We start from the raw sequence: 20,455 nt of genomic DNA, 5'->3' as shown, positions 1-20,455 counted from the left end.
TTATGACTATCGGAATCATGCAACCATACATTTTTCCCTACGTTGGTTATTTTCAATTAATCAATGCCGTTGATAAGTTCATAATTTATGATGATGTAACGTATATCAACAAAGGCTGGATTAACCGGAACAACCTCCTGATTAGTGGAAAAGCGTCCATGTTTACACTTCCGCTGATTAGTGCCAGCCAGAACCGGTTAATCAGAGATATTGAAGTAGATAATCTGGCCGCATGGAGTAAGAAGTTTTTTAAAACCATTGAGCAATCTTATAAGAAAGCACCTTTTTATCAGGAGATCTTAGCGATTCTCACACAGGTCTTTCAATCGAATCCTGCTAATATAGGTGAGCTTTGTACCACAAGTCTGAAAGCTACCTGTCAATATTTAGGTATTCATACTGAATTCGTCGATAGCTCGATTATTTATAATAACCAGCATCTGAAAGCACAGGATCGTATTTTAGATATTTGCCTGCAGGAAAAAGCAGACCATTATATTAATCCCATCGGTGGAATGGCGATCTATGATAAACAACTTTTTGCCGATAATAAAATCTTACTTAATTTTATCAAATCGAAACCTGTTCAGTATAAGCAATTTAATAATGAATTTGTACCCTGGCTTTCGATGATTGACTTATTAATGTTTTGCCCCATTGAGGCAATTCATGCGTATTTAAAAGAATTTGAATTGGTTTAAACAAAAATCCCAATGGCAAAAGTAGTAGTTTTCGGTACTGAATTAGTGGCAGAATTAGCCCATTATTACCTCACACATGACTCTGAGCATGAAATTATAGCATTCACTAAAAACAGAGCATATATTAAGGAAGGCGAGACCTCTTTCTGTGGCATCCAGTTAGTTGCTTTTGAAGATGTTCTCGACCTTTTTCCTCCTTCAGAATATAAATTCTTTGCGCCATTAAGCGAGCGCAAAATGAACCAGATACGTGCAAAAGTGTATGGCGAAATTAAAGAAATGGGATATGAATGTATTTCTTACATCAGCTCAAAAGCCACCGTTTTAACCGACCAGATTGGAGAAAACTGTTTCATTTTAGAAGATAATACTATCCAACCCTTTGTAAAAATCGGCAACAACGTAGTATTATGGAGTGGGAATCATATTGGTCACCATGGAGAAATCAAAGACCATGTATATTTTACTTCGCATGTAGTGTTATCAGGTCGTTGTGTAGTAGGTGAATATTCATTCTTTGGTGTAAATGCTACTATCCGTGATGGTTGTACATTAGGCGAAGGCACCCTAATTGCTATGGGAGCCAACCTTACTAAAGCCAAAACCGAGCCATGGAGCATCTGGAAAGGTAATCCGGCTGTGAAATCTGACGTTTCCAGTAAGGATATTAATTTGTAAGCATATTCAGAGAAAGAGAGGGTTTCCTCTCTTTTTTATTAAACATATTGTGATTCCCGTTAGATAAACTAATTCATAGAATCTCTTTTTTTCCTATGGTTTTTCCAGCAAAAATCTTGAACTTTGACGCTTTAACATAGATATAGACCAAATAATGACGCAATTTTTTGACCAAATTATTTGCCCTAAAACCAGAACTAAATTGGTTCTATCGGCCGACGGCAAAACTCTTCATAATACCTCTCAGGAAGAACCCATCTCTTATGATATAAACAACATTGTAGATTTAGTTTATCCAAAAGAATTGTTCGAGCAAGACCGTAAAGAACAGGTAGCCTATAATGATGCGCACTTGCGTTACGACCGTGGTGTATCCTGGGTATTTGAATCTTTGCATGCCAATGAAGCTGCTACACGCAAAACCATGATTGGTATGTTAAAGTTAAAGCCGGGCATGAAGGTATTAGAAGTAGGCGCTGGTACAGGCAAAGACTCAGCTTATATTATTGAGAAAGTTACTCCGGGAGGTCATGCAGTTTTGTCTGACTTATCTCCGGCTATGTTAGGTCATGCGAAAGAAAAATTTGCAGATAAGAAAGACGTACAAATAGATTATTTTATTGGTAATGGTGCATACCTGCCATTTGAAGACAATTATTTTGATGCGGTTTTTCATTTTGGCGGTATCAATACGTTTTCTGAAAGGGCCAAAGCATTTGAAGAATTTAACCGTGTGGTAAAAGTTGGCGGCAGAGTAGTGGTGGGTGACGAAAGTGTAGGTGCCTGGTTAAGAGACCAGAAAACCTATCAGATTCTGATGGATGCCAACCCGATGTTTGCCGACCAGGTACCATTACAAGATTTACCTAAAAATGTAAAAGACGTAAAATTGCAATGGATTTTCGGTAATGGTTATTATGTATTAGAATTTAAGAAAACTAAAAAAGCGCCAACGGTTAACGTTAATCTGCAAATTCCAGGTAAAGATTTTAAGGATAACTGGAGAATACGTGCAGAGAGAAATCGTAAGGGTAAAAAGTAGATTTGGAAATTAAAAATCAGAAGAATGTCATTAAATTCAGAGAATAGCTCCCCTTCAGGGGCGGGGGGGCGTTGGCAAAAGAAAGGAGTAATCTATAAACCAGACGGAACCTTGGCACATAGCCGTTCGCATGCGCAGGTGCCTTATGCTTATAAACATAAAGATTTTTTAAGAGTGTATTTTTCATCAAGAGATGATCAGGGACAATCTCGCCCGACATTTATTGATGTGGATTATGATGACCCGACTAAAATCCTTTATATACACGATACCTTTGTATTAGATTTAGGAGGGCCGGGTGAGTACGATGAAACAGGGGCTATGCCTTCGTGGTTTGTACCACAATCAAACGGAGACATCTGGTTGTATTATACAGGCTGGAATCGTACGCATAACTCTTACCGACTGTCGATGGGATTATCTATCAGTACTGATGGCGGTATTACTTTTAAAAAAATGTTTCGTGGGCCTATTATGGACAGGTCCATCCATAACCCTATCTGGGCAGCACAACCATCGGTGATGTATGTGAATGGTCGCTGGATGATGTGGTATATTTCAGGGCAAAAATGTGAATACATACATGGGTATCCTGAACCTTATTATGATTGCCGCGTAGCGGTATCAGAAGATGGTATCAAGTGGGAGCCAACTGGTGATGTGGCACTGCCATTCGATGATTTCCTGCATGCAGTAGGTCGCCCGAGCGTGCTTTTTGAAGATGGTATTTTCAAGATGTATTACTCGTACCGCCATACAAGAGACTACCGCACCGACCGCAACCAAAGCTATCGTTTAGGCTATGCCGAATCTAAAGATGGTTTCAAATGGGAGCGTAAAGACAATCTGGTAGGTATTCATAAATCAGAAAATCCGAATGATTTCGATTATGAAATGATTGATTATGCCTATTGCTATGAACATAACGACAAAAAATATCTGTTATACAATGGCAATGGGTTTGGTAGAGCGGGCTTTGGCTATGCTATTTTAGAGAAATAAAGACATTCATGAGAAATATCATTTTTATAGCTTATTTACGGCCTTAGCTTTGCCCTATTATTTAATTTTTGAATAGATTACACTTTATGGGAACAATGAAAGAACAATTCAATAAAGACGGCTATATTATTCTGAAAAATTTCTTTAGCAAAGAAGAAATCAACCAGATATATACCGAAGCTCGTAATCTCTTTGCTTTGCAAATTGAACGAGTTTTAGGCAAAAAGGTAAATATTGACAACAAAGATGAATTTGAACAAGCGATGTTTGACTTGTTCGAGGCTGATTTCAATACTTTTGTCAGTACAGGTAAACAGGCACAGCACCTTATTTCACTCCATCGTTTAGGTACCGAACCTAAGCTAATTAACTTATTGAAGTCTTTGGGTTATGATTTCCCTATGATAGGCGTTCGCCCTGCTATGCAGTTCAATAGCCGCTACTTGTCAAAAGGTGGTAGCCACTGGAAATTAGGTGCGCATCAGGACTGGCGAACGGGTCAGGGTTCATTAGACAGTATCGTGATGTGGTTTCCGATGGTAGATTGCGGTGAGGCTCTGGGCTCATTACAGATTTTACCTGCCAGCCATAAAGATGGGTTATTGAAAGCCGATACATCGGGCTATTTAGGAAGTATTCAGGAAGATTTACCGGAAGATGCTTATGTTCAAACTGAATTTGAGGTTGGTGATTTATTAGTTTTTTCAGCCTTTCTGGTACATCGCTCCGGCGACAATGTGACTAAGAATATCCGTTGGTCTGTTCAGCTTCGCTACAATAATATGGCTGAGCCGACTTTCCAGGAAAGAGGCTTCCCGATGCCTTATATCTATAAGCCAGAGGCAGATTTGGTAACACCGGATTTCCCTCAGAAGCAACAATTAGAAGCTATTTTCTCTTAATTCAAGAGTAAATACGAAAACGTCATTGAAACACTTATCAGTGAATCAATTAGAAATTTACAGATATTAAAACAATATACCAAAAAAGTCGTTCCTTTGTCAAGGGCGATTTTTTTGTTGCAGATGGTTGACCAGGTATTAAATTTCACAAAAAAATTGCAGAATTTTTGATGGAATTTGCAGATAATTCATACATTTGCTTTACAATCGTGCTTTAATAATAACTCATAAAACATCTATCGGAATGGCTACAAATACTTTCCGCCACCGTTCTGCACCTGCTGTGCCCAAAGCTCCCAAAAAAGCCGGGCTTTTTGAACGCATCAACACATGGATCTCTAATCGATTTAATTTAGGTGATTCTCTTCCTACCGAAACACTGAAGCGTATTGTCTGGTTAGGTATTCTTTGTATCTTCTATATCTATATGCAGCATAGCTATGAAGCGTTTATTAAAAAAATCGAGAAGTCTCGCAGTGATATGGAAGAAAAGCGTGCCGAATATATTTCGCAGAAATCACGCTATATGTTTGCCAGCAAACAGTCTGAAATTGCTAAAAAACTGACTGACAAAGGGCTTGAAGAAAACATTACGCCCCCTAATAAAATAGTCGTGAAAGAATAAGCTCTTAGAATCCAACAAACTTATACACTTATGTCAGCGAAACCCTCAATCCGTGAAGAAATTCAATGGCGAGCCAAACTTACCTTTGGTTTGGTATTTCTGATAGGCTCTCTTATAGCCGCACAAATATTTGTTGTGCAGGTTTTCCAGAAAAAGAAGTGGATGAATAAAGTTGCGAAAGTACAACGCAAACCTATGCAGATAAAAGCTACCCGAGGTAATATATATGCTGCTGATGGTAGTAGTCTGTTAGCTACTTCTGTTCCTCGTTATCGGGCAGGTTTAGATGTAACCAGAGCCAAAACTAATTATTTTAATAAGAATTTAGATTCATTAACGACGTTATTGGCTGATTTTTTCCAGGACCGCTCAGCAACCCAATATAAAGAAATTATCCTTAATGCCCGAAAAAGCAGAAAAGTGAAGTTTGTAGCTTTTGGCGACCGTCTGGTTGATTTTCAGGAAATGGAAGAAATTAAATCTTTCCCATTTTTTCGTGAAGGGTCAATGAAAGGCGGCGGCAAGTTTGAGCAGTTAAACAGGAGAGTAATGCCTTTTGATGATATGGCATTGCGCTCAATAGGTAAACTTGACCGGGATACACAAACAAAAGGAGATTTTGGTATCGAATTCAGTTTTAATAATTATCTGTCCGGAAAAGATGGTGTAGGACTTTTTCAACGTTTAGCAGGAGGGGTATGGAAGCCTGTAGAAGATACACCTGAGGTTCGTCCGGAAGCCGGAAATGATGTAGTAACTACAATTGACGTGAATTTTCAGGATATTGTTGAAAGTTCGCTCCATAATCAGGTAGTTAGTACCAATGCAAAATATGGCTCGGCCATTGTAATGGAAGTAGCCACAGGACAAATTAAAGCCATTACAAATCTTTCCCGTAGAACAAAGAAAGACCAGACTTACTATACAGAAGATTTCAATTATGCTGTAAAAGGAGGCACCGATCCGGGCTCTACCTTTAAGCTGGCAAGTATGGTAGCTATCTTAGAAAAAAGCAAATTAGGGTTAGATGATTTTGCTGCAACTTGCAACGGCTCAATTATGCATAATAATATAGAAATGAAATGTTCGGAAGAACATGGCAACCAGACGGTCAGACAGGTATTTGAGCATTCGTGCAATGTTGGTATCTATACATTAGTCAAGCAGTATTTTGGATTTTCAAGAGCTGATAATTTTGTCGCTTATCTGAGTAACTTCAGATTAGATAAGCCAGTCGGCTTTCAGCTGAAAGGCGAGACAGACCCCATTATAAAAAATGGTAAAAGTTCTACTTTCAGTTCAACCACTATACCCTGGATGTCAATAGGGTATGAAAGCAGGCTGACACCTCTGCAAATGCTTACTTTTTACAATGCCATTGCCAATAAAGGGCACTGGGTACAGCCTTTTATTGTAAAAGAAATACGTGAAGCCGACAGAGTAGTAGAAAGATTCGAGGGACGCAAAGAAGATGGGCAGATTTGTTCTGACCGCACCATCAAAATGGTGCATGAAATGATGAAAGGAGTAGTTGAAAATGGTACAGCCAGGAACATTAATACAGGTTTCTGCAAGGTAGCCGGAAAAACAGGAACCTCTCAGAAACGAGAAAACGGCTATGTACAAGGGCAATATTATACAGCTTTTATAGGTTTCTTTCCTGCTGATAACCCCAAATACAGTTGTGCCGTAATTATCGATGAGCCACAAGGCACAAACTTATATGCCCGTGATGTGGCGGCTCCGGTATTCCGTACCATTGCTGATAAAATCTTTGCTTATGATGTGGCTATTCATCCACCTAAAAACAAAAACAGCAATGTACAGAAAATCGAAACCCATGAGCAAAGCGGTTATGCCGAAGATTTCAGAACTTTAGGTGAAGCGTTAGGGTTACAAAATGTACCCACTAATGCAGGCTGGGCAAAAGCAGTAAGAAATGGAAGTAGTATAGCCTGGCGCAAAGTAAATGATAATGGTGAGCTACCCAGTGTAGAAGGTATGACACTAAGAGATGCGATATATTTATTAGAGAATAAAGGTTATAAAGTAAAGCATTCAGGTATTGGGAAAGTGGCAGATGTTGCCCTTCAAGACTCCAAGACAGTTTCATTAATACTTCAATAACAAAAAACCCCGCAATCAAGCCATTTGTGGGGTTTTTTGTATCTTCTGTATAATCTTCTCAGCATGTACCCGTGAGTTCTCGATAAACAAACTATGGGTATCCATACCACCACAAATTACCCCTGCCAGATATATATTCTTCATATTGGTTTCCATTGTAGCATCATTGTACTCAGGTTTCATGATTTCATCTGCTGATAATTTAATGCCTACCTTTTTCAGGAAGGGCAAATTAGGCTGATATCCCGTCATCGAGATTACCCAGTCATTTTCAATAGTTACAATACCCTCAGGTGTTTGTATATCCACTTCATCTTCTCGAATCTCTGCAATTTCAGCATTAAAAAATGCCTTTATAGAGCCTTCTTTAATTCTGTTTTCAATATCTGGTTTAGCCCAGTATTTTACCCTCTTGCCAATCTCCCCTTTTCTGATAACCATAGTAACCTCTGCCCCTTTACGCCAGGTTTCCAAAGCGGCATCAACAGCTGAATTATTAGCCCCTATCACTAACACTTTCTGAAAAGCATAAAAATGTGGGTCTTTGTAATAATGTGTTACTTTAGGCAACTCCTCACCCCTGACTCCTAACTTCTGAGGAATGTCATAAAACCCCGAGGCAATAATAATATGAGAAGTTTCATAAGTATTCTTTTTACTGATTACCTCGTATCCTTCGGTGTCTTTTGGCATTACCTGTAAAACCTCTTCAAAAAGCCTGACATTCAGTTGCTTATGTGCAGCCACTCTGCGATAATATTCCAGAGCTTCGCTGCGGGTCGGCTTGGCATTGTTTGATACAAAAGGCACCTCTCCTATTTCCAATCTCTCAGAAGTGCTGAAAAAAGTCATATTAGCAGGGTAATTATATAGAGAATTAACCAGACAGCCCTTTTCTAAAATTACATACTTTAAGCCCACTTTCTGGGCTTCTAAACCACACGCAAGTCCTATGGGACCTCCACCTATAATAATTACATCGTATTTTACCAAATTCATGCAGCAATTCTATTGAGGGTAATAAATATGATAATCTCTTTCTGTTTAACAAAGTTTTAATTAAAAATCGTTCTTTTCATTAATAAGTATGCTAATTTTGAATGTATTTTCGTTAATAGTGGCATGGATTATGCAGACCTGAAAGGGGATTTAGCGGAAATGGAACAAACACCCTGACATTTGCGTTTGCAAAGGAGGATATTTTATGGCTAAATAACCTATACATTATCTTTAAATTTATTCAATTTTCTAATGGCAGTACTAACAATGATCGGGCAACTTTTGCTTGCCTTAACAATTCTGGTCGGGTTACATGAGTTCGGACACTTTATCTTTGCCCGTATCTTTGGCATAAGGGTAAATAAATTTTATATATTCTTCGACTTCCTCTTTCCATTACCTAATGTTTTAAATTTTGCCTTGTGGAAAAAGAAAAAGGGTGATACCGAATACGGCTTGGGCTGGTTTCCATTGGGCGGTTATGTAGATATAGCAGGAATGATTGATGAAACCAAAGACGCTTCTCAGCTTTCTGCGGTACCTGAGCCTTATGAGTTTCGTTCAAAACCGGCATGGCAACGTATGTTTGTGATGTTAGGTGGTATTATTGTCAATATTATTTTAGGTATTCTTATATTCTGGGGTGTAAAATATACCTGGGGAGATGAATATTATTCAAAAGAAACCGTAAATAAATTAGGCATATATGCTTATCCATTAGCCGAAGAAATAGGTCTAAAAACAGGTGACAAAATACTCAAAATCAACAATCATGATTTTGAAGATTTCAGTGAAGTGCGCGCGGCATTAATGGAAGAGAATACCGAATTTTTAGTAGAAAGAAATGGTGCTCAGAAAGTTATCCCTGTACCCAATGACCTAATTGACAAGGTAGCTTCTAAGGTTCCGTTTGTTGAAGAAATCCTCCCTTTTAAAGTAGGTGAAATTGTGAAAGACTCTCCTGCTGATAAGGCTGGTTTGAAGCAAGGGGACAAAATAGTAAAAGTAGACAGTACTTCTATCGGATATTTCCAGCAGTTTCAAGGAGTGTTGAAGAATTCTGCCAATAAAAAAATTGCTCTGACAGTTGACAGAGACGGAAAGCTTTTAACAACAAATCCTACCGTGTCAGCTGATGCAAAGCTTGGATTCAAACCTGATTGGGATTTGGTAAAAAATACACAAACCTATAGTTTAGGCGAAGCCTTTGGCGCAGGTGCTGAACATGCCTTGTCTATTATTCCTAATCAGATTAAAGGATTTAGTCGTATTTTTAAAGGGCATATTTCGGCTGGTAATGCCGTAAGCGGCCCGGTTGGACTGGCGCAATGGTTTGGTAGCTACTGGGACTGGGAAAGATTCTGGAATCTTACAGGCTTGCTTTCAATGGGTCTGGCTTTTATGAATGCCCTTCCGATTCCTGCATTAGATGGTGGACACGTAGTGGTTTTACTATATGAAATGATAACCCGTCGCAAACCATCGGAGAAATTCATGGAACGTACCCAACAGGTTGGTACATTCATTTTATTGACCCTGATGGTATTAGTGCTCTTCAACGATACCTTCAAAGCATTGTTTAAATAATAATTCTATCGGGATAGAATGGATTCCCTTCTATCCCGATTCTTTTATGTTTGTTATTAGCATGCAATTATTACACTTCATTCTTTCGCTTACACTACTTACCTCTCCTTTGCACCCTCATAAAACAGGGGATGTGAAGACATTCCATGCTTTTCATACTTCGCTTACAGAAATACAGTACAACGCCAGAGAGAAATCGCTTGAAATCACAATCCGACTTTTTACTGACGACCTGGAAAATGCTTTGACCAAACTCAACAATGGGCAAAAGATAATGATTGGTGGAAAAAATGATAATAGCGATGCGGTGTTAAATAAATATATTCAACAGCATTTTGCTATTATTACCCCTCAAAAACAGAAAAGACCTATTAATTATTTAGGTAAAGAATTAGAGGGCGATGCCACCTGGGTATATATAGAGATACCCGAAAGTCAGGTTATTAAAGATCATGTGCTGTATAATGATCTGATGCAGGAAATGTTTGACGACCAGACGAATCTGGTTAATTTCTTTTATGCAGGTCAAAAGAAAACCTTTCTTTTCAATTCAAAAATCAAGAGTACACCTATTGAGTTTTGAATTTCCGGTCAGAGTTTAATACCTTTAAGGACTCAACCTTATCTGTACTAATCAAAATGAAGCATCCACTATTGGCTCTTATCTTTATGGTCATTTGTTTTGTGGCACAAGCGCAAAAAAACAACCCAAAAAAAGAAGAATGGCAACAGCTTTTTAATGGCAAAGACCTAAAAAACTGGGATATTAAAATAGCAGGTCAGGAACTAAATGATAACTACAAAAATACTTTCCGTGTCAAAGACGGTATTCTGCAAATAGCCTATGATGAATACGATGAGTTTGACGGAAAATTCGGACATCTTTATTACAATCAACCTTTTTCTTACTATAAGCTTCGGTTTACCTATCGATTTGTAGGCAATCAAACCAAAGGTGGTGCTTCCTGGAATGTCAGAAACAGCGGCGTGATGCTTCATTCGCAATCAGCGGCCAGTCTGTCAAAAGGGCAGGATTTTCCGGTTTCATTAGAGCTCCAGTTATTAGGTGGTTTAGGTAAAGGCGAACGGCACACAGCCAATCTTTGCACACCTGGCACACAGGTTTATATGAACGGAAGACTCAATACCCAACATTGTATTGACTCATGGTCAAAAACCTACGATGGTGATCAATGGGTAACGGTAGAAGCGCTTGTTTTAGGTGATTCAGTCATACAACATTTAATCGATAACCAGGTAGTGTTTGCCTTTGAAAAGCCGCAGATCGGTGGTGGTTTTGTAAGCAAGGATTACGGTTTTAAAGAGGCTCATATAGACGATGAAGCAGCTCAGGAATGGTTAAAAAAAGACAGCACTCCTTTAGGTGAAGGCTATATAGCACTACAAGCCGAGAGCCACCCGATAGAGTTCAGTAAAATAGAATTATTGAATCTTAAAGATTACGTGGACATTTTCCGGATTTAGTCGCAAGGGTGCCTAAACCTATAAACAGAACATATAATCCAAATCCATTGACTTTTGGAGCTAAATTGCGCAATAAGCGATTGGAATTAAATCTTTCTACAAAGGATTTGAGCAAATTAGTAGATGTTTCAGAAACAACTGTATTTCTTTGGGAAAGTAATAAAGTGATGCCAAGGGCAAGTAATTTAACAAAACTAATAGAGTTTGTTGAATGTCTTTTGGTAATTGAAAAAAGAACAGATATTTGAATATATGAGGTCAAAAAGAGTTATCACATTTTTGACCTCATTTCTTATTCATTATAGTCTAGTTCTTTATGGAAAGTTTCTCTTGTATAAAAAGTAGCTCCTAAGGCTATTATAACTGTAATTAAACCTATGATGACGCCACTATTGATTAACCCTAATGGAGGTTTCAGGCTTTCAAAGGCAAAAGCGATAGGTACTAAGGCACCCCGTATAAAATTAGGGACAGTCGTGGTAACGGTTGCCCGATAATTCGTACCAAATTGCTCAGAGGCATTAGTAACCAACATGGCCCAATAACCAATGCCAAACCCTACAAAAGTGTATCTGATATAAAACCCGAAAAGACTATTGGCTGGAGCATAAAAAAAGGTTATAATTGAAATAATGGTAAGCATATTGAATAGATAAAAAACAGCTTTCCGGCTTTTCAGTTTCTGGCTCAATAAGCCACATAATAAATCGGCAACACTAAAACCTGCAAAGCAATACATCATGGCATGCCCTGTATTGATTTTATCTGCAATACCAATTTCCTTAGCAAATTCAGGAGCTATAGTTAGTAAAAGACCTAATACAAAATATGAGGGTAAGCCTACAAGAATAGTTTTAGCATAGCGGCTGAATTTATCCCATGAGGCAAATATTTTCAGAAACTTGCCTTTTTCTATATCCTTATTTTTAATGTTTTTATACATATCCGATTCATGAACACCGATTCTTAACAGCAAAAGGAAAAGCCCCAAAACCCCACCTACAATAAAGGCCACTCTCCAATCAAAATGCTCACCTACATAGCCTGCTACTATAGCCCCAATTAACCCAAAACTTGCCACTAATGTAGCACCGATAGTTCTGGTTTCTTTTTTTAGTGATTCCATTACTATGGTTACACCTGCACCTAATTCGCCGGCTAAACCGAATCCTGCTATCACTCTCAACACCCCATACTGCCACAATTCAGAAACAAATCCATTGAGGATATTGGCCAGAGAATAAATAATGATAGACCCAAAAAGCACATTTAACCGACCTTTTTTATCTCCTAAAATACCCCAGAAAATACCTCCTGCCAATAGACCGATTGTCTGAAAGTTCAACAACCGTAATCCTACACTCAGGGTTTCATTTTCTGCTATGCCTAATTCTAAAAGGCTCTTCTTTCTGACAACCGTAAACAACATCATATCATACACATCAACAAAGTACCCTAAGGCTGAAACAATAATCAGAAGGATGATAATCTTATTAGGTCGCTCTGACTGATTCAGTGTGGCATTCGCTTGATAGGTAAGTGTAGTTTTATCGTTCATGAGTGAGGGAATAAAATCTTAAATAACATAAAAACCATGGGTACCGTCTAGTTCCAGTTGGTCTACAAGACCATATTCCCATTCCAGATAATCCTGCATGGCTTTTACGGGATTATCAGTGCCTTCATAAGGTCTTCTGTAACGGTCAATTAATGGAGAAGCAAAATGATTTTTCTCAGGCGAGTCTCCGGTTTCGAAGAGGTATCCATTCTCTATCCAGCCTTGATTACCACCGCTAAGCACAAAGACATCTTTATCGGTTAATGCTTTAAACCCAGCAAATACATAATTGGCCAAAGTCTGGTCAGTAGAAGTGAGCACATAACGAGTGGCCTCAGGAAATTGTTCAAATGCCTCATTGAGTTGTGAACGCAGGGCATACCATGCCCCCGGAATATGTCCTTTTATGTATTGATTAGCCAATGAAAAATCAATAACTATTGTATTAGTCTGTTTATTCAGCCAATCGACCAAAGTCTCCGGTGTGATAGTAGATGCCTCAATCTCCGGCAGTGAATCCGGTATTGGCAGTTTAACTGGTAGTGTTGTCGTATCTGTCAGAAGTTCATCAGTCAGGTAATCAATTACGTATACCTCCCAACCCATTTGTGCCAGCCAGGAAGCTGTCATATTCGCTCTTACTTCCAAATTATCGGCTAATACAATTCTGGCTCCCCTTACTGGTGCATAATGGTCTGTTTCCTGCACTAACTGTCCGCCGGGAACAAACCAGAAATCAGGCAAATGGCCTGCTTCATACTCTTCATTAGTCCGCACATCAAAGCAATAGCTAGTTCGGTTTCTTTCTTTTAACCACTGTTTGACAGCCAAAAGGTTGGTCCGTTTTACTCCTGCTCTACTGGCTACTTTTCTACTATCTGTAATAGCCTTTTGCTTAATATCAGTACCTACTTCTGTATATTTCCGATTCTGGCCATGCTCTAAAGCCTGTCCATCAAGTGTCCACCCAATGGTACCATTTCTAAGTGCAAAAACCTGATTAGGGATGTTAACATTAATTAATGATTGTGTACCAATGATGCTCCTTGTTCTGCCAGCGCAATTAACAATGATTTTTGTCTCTGGTCTTTGCACCAATTCCCTTACACGCAAGACCAATTCAGCACCGGGAACACTCTGGCTTGTTGGAATATTCATGGTCTGATATTCATCAAATCTGCGTGCATCGACTATAAGAATATCATCCTGATTATCTATCAGAGTCTTTACTTCTTTTGCAGAAAGGGAGGGAGTATGACGTTTTGATTCGACTAATTCGCCAAAAGCTTTACTTGGGCTATTGACATCTCTGAAAATTTCGCCTCCTGCAAGTTCCCAGCCTTTTAAGCCACCCTTTAACAAGTGTACCTCTGAATACCCGATTTTTATAAATATGCTAAGGGCTTTTTCAGCCAGTCCCTCACCATTATCATAAATCACTATGGTAGTGTTCAACCGTGGAATGCGGGAATAGGCTTCTATTTCGATGCGGGAATAAGGCAGATTAGCGGCAAACAAAGGATGCGCTTCTGCAAAAATGGCCTCTTCTCTTACATCCAGTAAGGCAATTTCCTTTTTCTCCAACAATAAAGTTTTTATCTGAGCATAAGAAAAATAGTTGATATTTTTCTTATGCTCAGTACGTTTTTGACTGATTATAAGCATGAAATCTTTTACTTATTTGTAATAGTAGAATATCCCGAAACAAAATCCTTTTTTGTTCCGTCTTCATATAAGACCGAACGGCTCACTTTGCCAATATTTGCCCCATATACATGAATACTGACAGATACTTTATCATCAAAAGCGTTTCTGACCTGATGAATATCGCCGATATAAGGTGAAACTGCCTCCACTTTACCCGGTTCCAGTTTAATTGGTTCTCCATCTGCTTGCAAAGTTCCCTGAGGAGTAAGGGCATAAGATTGAGAATATTCTGCGCCCCGAAGCATACCAATTAGCCCCCACACCGTATGGTTATGTATCGGTGTAATCTGACCCGGTCCCCAGACAAAACTGACTACGGAAAATCGTTCCTGTGGATCCAGATGCAATAAGAACTGCTGGTAATATTGTGGATGGGGTCGGGCATATTCTTCCGGAAGCCAGTCATCAGCAGCCACTAAGTCCTGAAGGATGCCAACACCATTCGTCAGCACATTTACTTCTGACGGATTTGAGTCTATCAATTCAGTAAATGAAGTAATAAAATTTCCCAACTTAGCAGAATTTAGTGTTTGAGACATAGTTTTCTGTGATTAAATTGATTTCTGAATTTAATATAATGCATCGGCATTTTGAGCTTTTAGCCCTTAAATCTCACTTTTATACTTTTTCTCTCCGGCTTCAATCGCTATAGGTAAAACATTCTGTTTCGGCGGTAACGGACAAGGAGCAATCGGAGAAAAAGCACAATTCGGATTAGTAGCTTTATTAAAGTCAAGAGTCACAAATCCGTTTTCGTCTGGTGCATCGGTATTTAAAAATCTGAACCGATAGCTCTCTTTATCACCCGTTTTATCTGAAAATACAATGAATAATTTCTGACCTGCGCCAGTGCCTAATGCTTCGAATTTATATTCTTTTGCATCAATAGTAAATGTAAGCAATCCTGCTGAAGGTCTGTCAGACGTTTTGCCATAAATAGTAGTAATAGCAATAGTGGAGGCTGGAGCATAAGGTTGAAACTTTGCTTTTAAACGCAAGTCCTTATTAACCGGAAACCTATCCACACCTGTAAATGCCAACTGGCTTTTGCTTTTCAAATCTAATAATCTGATGTTTAATTCATTGCTATTTTTATGAACAAACCATTGCAGGCTTCCATATTCTAAAACAGTATAAGCCGAAGAAGTATAAACAACCGAGTTTTCAAATTTCTTGCCTTTTGAAAGAATAGGTACGTCTTTTTCCACTTCTAAAGTAACCACACCATCTTTCAGAAAGAAAGTGCCTGCATACGCAGGAATTTTGCCGTCAGGAAATATGATGTCATTGTTTTTACCGCTTCCGAAAGTATTCGCTCCTTCTTTCAAGCCATAATAGCCGACAAGATTCAGTGGACTTCTGGCCCCTCTCAATTCATTAATTCTATTCTGTTGCCATTCTGTAATTTCCTTGTCGTAATCGTCTACTAATTTAGTAGTAAAACTAAATGAAACAAGGGTTATAAAGGCAAGAGCCAATAATGTTTTTCTGCTATTTTTCATTTGATTAAATAGTTAAAATATGAATTTTAGAAAGTTCTTGATTTAATATCCCGGATTCTGTTCAGTCGCTTTATCGGCATTGATCTGACTTATCGGAATCGGCATTAATAATTTGTTTGGATTGGTAATACTCAAAACTGTGGTGGCACGTCCGGTTCGGATCAAATCAAACCAACGATGTGGTTCATAGGCAAACTCTACTCTTCTTTCATTTTCAATGGCTAAAAGCGTTTCGTCTTTTGATAAGCCTGTTTTATTAGTAAGACCTGCTCTTTTTCTTACTATATTCAAATCGCTTAATGCCTCTTCAATTTTATCTTGCTGTATGCGCGCCTCTGCTCTAATTAAGATAAGTTCGGCTATACGAAGAATAAAGGTGGGGTCGGTAGCGGGGCTGCGATAATACATATTGCCATACCATAACCCTCCTGTCGTTCTGGCTATTAATGTATTCCTGCTTCCTCCAATCGTTGAGTCGCTTACGAGTGTAATAAAAGCATTATTCGGAATCCAGACTCTTGTGCCTCCTTTTTCAGGTGGTTGCCAGCTACCTCTATGAGAATTGGGCGTTGCTGCACTATAAGAAAGTTCGAAGATTGACTCTTGTGTAGCTACCACATTATTTGCCCAGAAAGAATTATAGGGGCTAATGAGTTTATAATTGTTGGTCATATTGATAATTTTATCTGCGTAGCTCTCTGCCTGTGCCCACTCCTTCTGATATAAATGGTATCTTGCCCGTAAGGCCCAGACTGTATTTTTTGTGGCTCTTACCCGGTTAAGTGTTGGGGGCAATAAAGGTTCAGCAGTTTCTAAGTCTTTTAATACCTGTGCATAGGTCTGCGCAAGTGTACTTCTTTTAACCCCTATTTTATCCTGTACACTTTGGGTAGGCTCCAATACAATTTGTACTCCTCCCCATGTTCTTGCCAAATCAAAATAAGCTAAGGCTCTTACAAAATAGGCCTCTCCTAAAAGCTGATTTTTTAATTCCTGAGTCAGTCTTATATCATCAACTGCCGGGACTTTTGCTATGACATGGTTTGCTCTGTTAATGGTATTGTAAATGGCATTCCAGACACTGTTTATCGTCCCATTATCAGCTGTGACATTATGATCAATAAACTGCGACGGGTCGGTACTTGGACCTGTTCTGGCGATATTATCGCCAGATAAATAGCCAATAGACTGAAAAGAAGTGCCATAATAAGAACCACTCGCCAGACTATTGTACATCCCTCTGACAGCTGTTTCTGCCGATGATTTATCCACAATTGTGGTAGCGTCTGAAACCGAATTTTTAGGCGAAACATCAAGGAATTTATTGCATGATGCCAGACCAGTAATCAGCAATAGAGAATATATATATTGATAGAATTTCATGTGTGTCCTGAGAAATTAAAAGGTTAGATTAATACCAAATTGCACACTTTGCGGTTGCGGAGGAATACAGAAGTCTCTTCCTACTGCGTTCTGATTACCCGAAGAAGGTACATATGCCTCCGGGTCCGGTCCGGTATATTTAGTGAGCAACCATAAGTTTGACCCGTTAACAAACAGGCGAGCCTTTGAGATTTTTAGCTTGCTTGTAGTTTGGACAGGTATTGTATAGCCAAGCGACAGGTTTTTCAATCTGATAAAGGAAGCATCTTCCAGATATCGACTATTCGGACTTAAATTATAGTTAGTACCCACAGTAGTAATGCGTGGAATATCGGTAATATCTCCCGGTTTTTGCCATCTGTTAGCCTGAGTAAGGTGATAGGACCTATCTGCTCTGGTACCGCCACTCTCGCCATAATTCCTGTTTTCATTGAATAAATAATTGCCTTGCTGGAAAGTGAATAAGACATTTAAATCAAAGTCTTTGTACGAAAGAGCATTTGTAAGCCCACCAAAGAATTTTGGCGTAAAAGTGCCTAAAATCTGGCGGTCGGCTACTGTTATCTGTCCATCTTTATTTACGTCTTCATATACAGCATTGCCGGTTTGTGCGTCTACATACAATTGTTTATACACCTGAAAAGAGAACATGGGGTAACCTTGTTCCAATGTTATGAATCCGCTATTAATAGGATTTGGAAGTTCTACTATTTTATTGACATTGGTGGCCACATTCAGATTAGTCTGCCACTTGAAGCGGTCTCGCTGAATATTGAAAGTATTGATACTCAATTCAAAACCCTTATTACTGATTTTTCCGACATTGCTGGCATAAGACGTAAATCCACTCGTGCCCGGCAAAGGCAATTGCAATAATACGTCAGTAGTATATTTATCGTAGAAATTTAATTCTACATTGATACGGTTATCCAGAAATCCTGCTTCAAGGCCTATATTAGCCTGTCTGGTTTTTTCCCATACCAAATCAGGATTAGCCAATTGTTGCGGCGAAGTGCCCGGTCTAACCCCGCTGCTTTCATTGTCAGGATACCCGGGTCCACCGTTCCAAAGACCTAAAGAAGCAAAATCACCGATACCACTCTGGTTGCCTGTTACACCCACACTGGCTCTTAGTTTCAGATCGCTGATGAAGCTCACATTTTTCAGGAAGTCTTCTTCTTTTACGCGCCATGCACCCCCTACCGATGGGAAATAGCCCCATTTATTATTTCCGCCAAACCGTGAAGAACCATCAGCCCGGAAAGTAAATTCAAATAAGTATTTGCTGTTATAATTATAATCAACACGTGAAAAGAATGAGGCAAGTGAGCCCTTTGTCCATGACTGTGAGGCGTTGAAAATAGAGGCAGAAGAAATAATCTGGTATGAATTATTCGGAAAATTAGACCCTTCGGCCGCAGTATTTTTCAGAATATTACTTTGCAGGGTATTACCTACGAGGGCAGAGAATGAATGTTTGTCAAATTTCTTCCGGTATGAAAGGGTCTGTTCATTTACCCATGCACTGTTCTGGGTAAGCGAGGAACGTGCCCGGCCATTGGTTGGGGCTGCCCCAACAACGGTTTCATCAGTCCAGTATTCATTTTCATCATAATTGTTATAATCAACACTCCAACTGGTTCTGAATTTCAGGTTAGGTAATAAATCTATGTCAGCATAAAGATTTCCGATATAGCGCAGGCTTACCGTATTAATAAAGTTATTATTTACCAGTACATCTACGTTATCAAATCCTCCCCATAAGGCAGGGGTACCATCATCATTATATTTAGGCAGGTTGGTAGCTGTCAGCAAGGCAGATTGGAAAATCCCTCTTGGGGTGCTTCCACTAATAAGCTGATTCCGGTAAGAACGGGAAATGCTGTTGCTTGTACCAATAGTTATTTGATCATTTACCTGCTGGTCTAAATTCAGCTTAAAACTTGACCGCTCAAAGTATACCGGGCGAACTGTAGCCTCTTGTTTTGTATAATTGCCACCTATATAATACTTAGTAGTTTTTGTACCACCCTGCAAGGAAAGGTCATACTCTTTAAGGGAAGCAACTCTGAATACATCGCTTAGTCTGTCAAAAGTCCCTTGTTCTTCCGGTAACCCCCGGCCTCCCTCTGATTTCGGGCGATAGGGTCTATTGGCGAAAGTCTGTTTCAGAGCAGGGTTATCAATTCCTGCATTAATCCAGGCTTCGTTTACAAATGCAGCTGATTCAGGGCCGGTAACCAATTTCCACAATCTGCTTTTCTGTATTTCACTAAACCCTTGGGTTACATTAAGGTTTATCTTAGCCTTTGTATTATATTCACCTCTTTTGGTTGTAATAATTACTACACCATTGGCCCCTCTCGAACCATAAATGGCTGTTGCATTGGCATCCTTCAAAACTTCAATGCTCTCAATATCTGATGGGTTTATATCCGCTAACGGGCTTGTAGAAGTGCCTCCCATATTAATGGTTTGCAAGCTTGTAGCATTAATAAATACGCCATCTACAATATATAAAGGTGCATTGCTACCATTAATAGAGGTGGTCCCTCTTACTCTTACAGAAATAGCCTCGCCGGGTATCCCTGTATTAGCATTAATCTGCACCCCCGCTGCTTTGCCTTGCAACTGCGCATCTACACTGGCAACCGGGATATTTTTCACATCACCCGGGTCAATTTTTGTAACCGAACCAACAAGATTCTTTCTTTCCTGTGTGCTATAACCAATTACAACGACTTCATCCAGTTTAAGCCCTTTAATTTCTGATAGCGCAAAGGTTAAGGGTTCTATTTCAAAAACCTCAACTTCCTGTCTCCTGTAGCCCAGATAAGAAACTACTACGGTAAAAGGTGGTTTTTGTGAAGTTTTAAAGTCAAAATTACCGTTTACATCTGTCAGAACACCTGTAGTCGTTCCTTTGATGGCTACAGTAGCTCCCACAATTCCTTCTTTACTTTTTGTGTCTGTTACCTTACCTGTAATGGAAACAGGTTGCCGGGAATCGCTATTCTGCGCATGTCCATTCTGAGAATACGCTGAAATGAATACCGCTACTAATAAAAGCAGTTTCGAGTAATGGTAAATTTTTTGTTTCATATATGTTCGTAAGTATCGTTTTCGGTTTTTTGGGAATGCAAAAGATAACCAGGGC

General features: G+C 39.1%; 18 protein-coding genes. 11 read left to right on the top strand and 7 right to left on the bottom strand.

The window, feature by feature from the left end:
* The first annotated feature begins 2 nt into the window (after positions 1 to 2).
* The 7 genes from H1R81_RS09250 to H1R81_RS09220 all read left to right on the top strand — a co-directional run bounded on the left by H1R81_RS09250 (position 3) and on the right by H1R81_RS09220 (position 7,077).
* Positions 3 to 701, top strand: a complete 699-nt coding sequence (locus H1R81_RS09250) for a WbqC family protein (protein WP_181840423.1) — start codon at positions 3 to 5, stop codon at positions 699 to 701.
* 12 nt (positions 702 to 713) lie between these two features.
* Positions 714 to 1,379, top strand: coding sequence for an acetyltransferase (locus H1R81_RS09245; protein WP_181840422.1), 666 nt, complete (start codon positions 714 to 716; stop codon positions 1,377 to 1,379).
* Positions 1,380 to 1,533: 154 nt separating this feature from the next.
* Positions 1,534 to 2,421 (top strand): class I SAM-dependent methyltransferase, encoded by an 888-nt coding sequence (locus H1R81_RS09240; protein ID WP_181840421.1) that lies wholly within the window; start codon positions 1,534 to 1,536, stop codon positions 2,419 to 2,421.
* A 24-nt stretch (positions 2,422 to 2,445) separates the two neighbouring features.
* On the top strand, positions 2,446 to 3,423 hold the full coding sequence (locus tag H1R81_RS09235; RefSeq protein ID WP_181840420.1) for a hypothetical protein: 978 nt from the start codon (positions 2,446 to 2,448) through the stop codon (positions 3,421 to 3,423).
* A gap of 95 nt (positions 3,424 to 3,518) precedes the next feature.
* Positions 3,519 to 4,325, top strand: coding sequence for a phytanoyl-CoA dioxygenase family protein (locus H1R81_RS09230; RefSeq protein ID WP_229251087.1), 807 nt, complete (start codon positions 3,519 to 3,521; stop codon positions 4,323 to 4,325).
* Between the two features lie 244 nt (positions 4,326 to 4,569).
* On the top strand, positions 4,570 to 4,950 hold the full coding sequence (locus tag H1R81_RS09225) for an FtsL-like putative cell division protein (RefSeq protein WP_181840418.1): 381 nt from the start codon (positions 4,570 to 4,572) through the stop codon (positions 4,948 to 4,950).
* A gap of 30 nt (positions 4,951 to 4,980) precedes the next feature.
* Positions 4,981 to 7,077, top strand: coding sequence for a penicillin-binding transpeptidase domain-containing protein (locus tag H1R81_RS09220; RefSeq protein WP_181840417.1), 2,097 nt, complete (start codon positions 4,981 to 4,983; stop codon positions 7,075 to 7,077).
* Positions 7,078 to 7,092: 15 nt separating this feature from the next.
* Here the strand turns inward: H1R81_RS09220 and H1R81_RS09215 are convergent, their stop codons facing one another.
* On the bottom strand, positions 7,093 to 8,076 hold the full coding sequence (locus H1R81_RS09215) for a YpdA family putative bacillithiol disulfide reductase (protein WP_181840416.1): 984 nt from the start codon (positions 8,074 to 8,076) through the stop codon (positions 7,093 to 7,095).
* A gap of 252 nt (positions 8,077 to 8,328) precedes the next feature.
* Between H1R81_RS09215 and rseP the strand changes: the two genes are divergently transcribed.
* From rseP to H1R81_RS09195, 4 genes are read left to right on the top strand one after another with little or no spacing between them, the layout of a single operon-like run.
* The gene (rseP, locus tag H1R81_RS09210) at positions 8,329 to 9,663 is read left to right on the top strand and encodes an RIP metalloprotease RseP (protein WP_181840415.1); all 1,335 of its coding nucleotides are present in this window, start codon (positions 8,329 to 8,331) and stop codon (positions 9,661 to 9,663) included.
* Positions 9,664 to 9,709: 46 nt separating this feature from the next.
* On the top strand, positions 9,710 to 10,246 hold the full coding sequence (locus H1R81_RS09205) for a DUF6702 family protein (RefSeq protein WP_181840414.1): 537 nt from the start codon (positions 9,710 to 9,712) through the stop codon (positions 10,244 to 10,246).
* Between the two features lie 56 nt (positions 10,247 to 10,302).
* Positions 10,303 to 11,148: a DUF1080 domain-containing protein gene (locus H1R81_RS09200; protein WP_181840413.1), complete on the top strand. Its 846-nt coding sequence runs from the start codon at positions 10,303 to 10,305 to the stop codon at positions 11,146 to 11,148.
* Positions 11,149 to 11,195: 47 nt separating this feature from the next.
* The gene (locus tag H1R81_RS09195; protein WP_181840412.1) at positions 11,196 to 11,396 is read left to right on the top strand and encodes a helix-turn-helix domain-containing protein; all 201 of its coding nucleotides are present in this window, start codon (positions 11,196 to 11,198) and stop codon (positions 11,394 to 11,396) included.
* Between the two features lie 44 nt (positions 11,397 to 11,440).
* Here the strand turns inward: H1R81_RS09195 and H1R81_RS09190 are convergent, their stop codons facing one another.
* The 6 genes from H1R81_RS09190 to H1R81_RS09165 form a co-directional block, all read right to left on the bottom strand.
* On the bottom strand, positions 11,441 to 12,706 hold the full coding sequence (locus H1R81_RS09190) for an MFS transporter (protein WP_181840411.1): 1,266 nt from the start codon (positions 12,704 to 12,706) through the stop codon (positions 11,441 to 11,443).
* An 18-nt stretch (positions 12,707 to 12,724) separates the two neighbouring features.
* Entirely contained in the window at positions 12,725 to 14,371 is a 1,647-nt protein-coding gene (locus H1R81_RS09185; RefSeq protein ID WP_181840410.1) for a rhodanese homology domain-containing protein, read from the bottom strand.
* Between the two features lie 8 nt (positions 14,372 to 14,379).
* Positions 14,380 to 14,952, bottom strand: a complete 573-nt coding sequence (locus H1R81_RS09180; protein ID WP_181840409.1) for a cysteine dioxygenase — start codon at positions 14,950 to 14,952, stop codon at positions 14,380 to 14,382.
* A 66-nt stretch (positions 14,953 to 15,018) separates the two neighbouring features.
* Positions 15,019 to 15,915 carry a DUF1684 domain-containing protein gene (locus tag H1R81_RS09175; RefSeq protein ID WP_181840408.1) on the bottom strand — a complete coding sequence of 299 codons (897 nt, stop codon included), beginning with the start codon at positions 15,913 to 15,915 and terminating at the stop codon, positions 15,019 to 15,021.
* 42 nt (positions 15,916 to 15,957) lie between these two features.
* The gene (locus H1R81_RS09170; RefSeq protein ID WP_181840407.1) at positions 15,958 to 17,298 is read right to left on the bottom strand and encodes a RagB/SusD family nutrient uptake outer membrane protein; all 1,341 of its coding nucleotides are present in this window, start codon (positions 17,296 to 17,298) and stop codon (positions 15,958 to 15,960) included.
* A gap of 15 nt (positions 17,299 to 17,313) precedes the next feature.
* Complete coding sequence (locus H1R81_RS09165) at positions 17,314 to 20,400, bottom strand: TonB-dependent receptor (protein ID WP_181840406.1); 3,087 nt, start codon at positions 20,398 to 20,400, stop codon at positions 17,314 to 17,316.
* Positions 20,401 to 20,455 lie beyond the last annotated feature (55 nt).

This window comes from Emticicia sp. BO119 (genome assembly GCF_013912375.1).
Lineage (GTDB): Bacteria > Bacteroidota > Bacteroidia > Cytophagales > Spirosomataceae > Emticicia.
The sequence above is the reverse complement of the archived record's forward strand: the minus strand, read 5'-3'. Positions and strand labels throughout refer to the sequence as shown.

Coding starts and splice junctions, on each gene's coding strand:
- H1R81_RS09250 (WP_181840423.1), top strand. CDS start 3: ATGACTATCGGAATCATGCAACCATACATTTTTCCCTACGTTGGTTAT.
- H1R81_RS09220 (WP_181840417.1), top strand. CDS start 4,981: ATGTCAGCGAAACCCTCAATCCGTGAAGAAATTCAATGGCGAGCCAAA.
- H1R81_RS09165 (WP_181840406.1), bottom strand. CDS start 20,400: ATGAAACAAAAAATTTACCATTACTCGAAACTGCTTTTATTAGTAGCG.
- H1R81_RS09230 (WP_229251087.1), top strand. CDS start 3,519: ATGAAAGAACAATTCAATAAAGACGGCTATATTATTCTGAAAAATTTC.
- H1R81_RS09180 (WP_181840409.1), bottom strand. CDS start 14,952: ATGTCTCAAACACTAAATTCTGCTAAGTTGGGAAATTTTATTACTTCA.
- H1R81_RS09175 (WP_181840408.1), bottom strand. CDS start 15,915: ATGAAAAATAGCAGAAAAACATTATTGGCTCTTGCCTTTATAACCCTT.
- H1R81_RS09205 (WP_181840414.1), top strand. CDS start 9,710: ATGTTTGTTATTAGCATGCAATTATTACACTTCATTCTTTCGCTTACA.
- H1R81_RS09215 (WP_181840416.1), bottom strand. CDS start 8,076: ATGAATTTGGTAAAATACGATGTAATTATTATAGGTGGAGGTCCCATA.
- H1R81_RS09240 (WP_181840421.1), top strand. CDS start 1,534: ATGACGCAATTTTTTGACCAAATTATTTGCCCTAAAACCAGAACTAAA.
- H1R81_RS09190 (WP_181840411.1), bottom strand. CDS start 12,706: ATGAACGATAAAACTACACTTACCTATCAAGCGAATGCCACACTGAAT.
- rseP (WP_181840415.1), top strand. CDS start 8,329: ATGGCAGTACTAACAATGATCGGGCAACTTTTGCTTGCCTTAACAATT.
- H1R81_RS09200 (WP_181840413.1), top strand. CDS start 10,303: ATGAAGCATCCACTATTGGCTCTTATCTTTATGGTCATTTGTTTTGTG.
- H1R81_RS09245 (WP_181840422.1), top strand. CDS start 714: ATGGCAAAAGTAGTAGTTTTCGGTACTGAATTAGTGGCAGAATTAGCC.
- H1R81_RS09235 (WP_181840420.1), top strand. CDS start 2,446: ATGTCATTAAATTCAGAGAATAGCTCCCCTTCAGGGGCGGGGGGGCGT.
- H1R81_RS09225 (WP_181840418.1), top strand. CDS start 4,570: ATGGCTACAAATACTTTCCGCCACCGTTCTGCACCTGCTGTGCCCAAA.
- H1R81_RS09170 (WP_181840407.1), bottom strand. CDS start 17,298: ATGAAATTCTATCAATATATATATTCTCTATTGCTGATTACTGGTCTG.
- H1R81_RS09185 (WP_181840410.1), bottom strand. CDS start 14,371: ATGCTTATAATCAGTCAAAAACGTACTGAGCATAAGAAAAATATCAAC.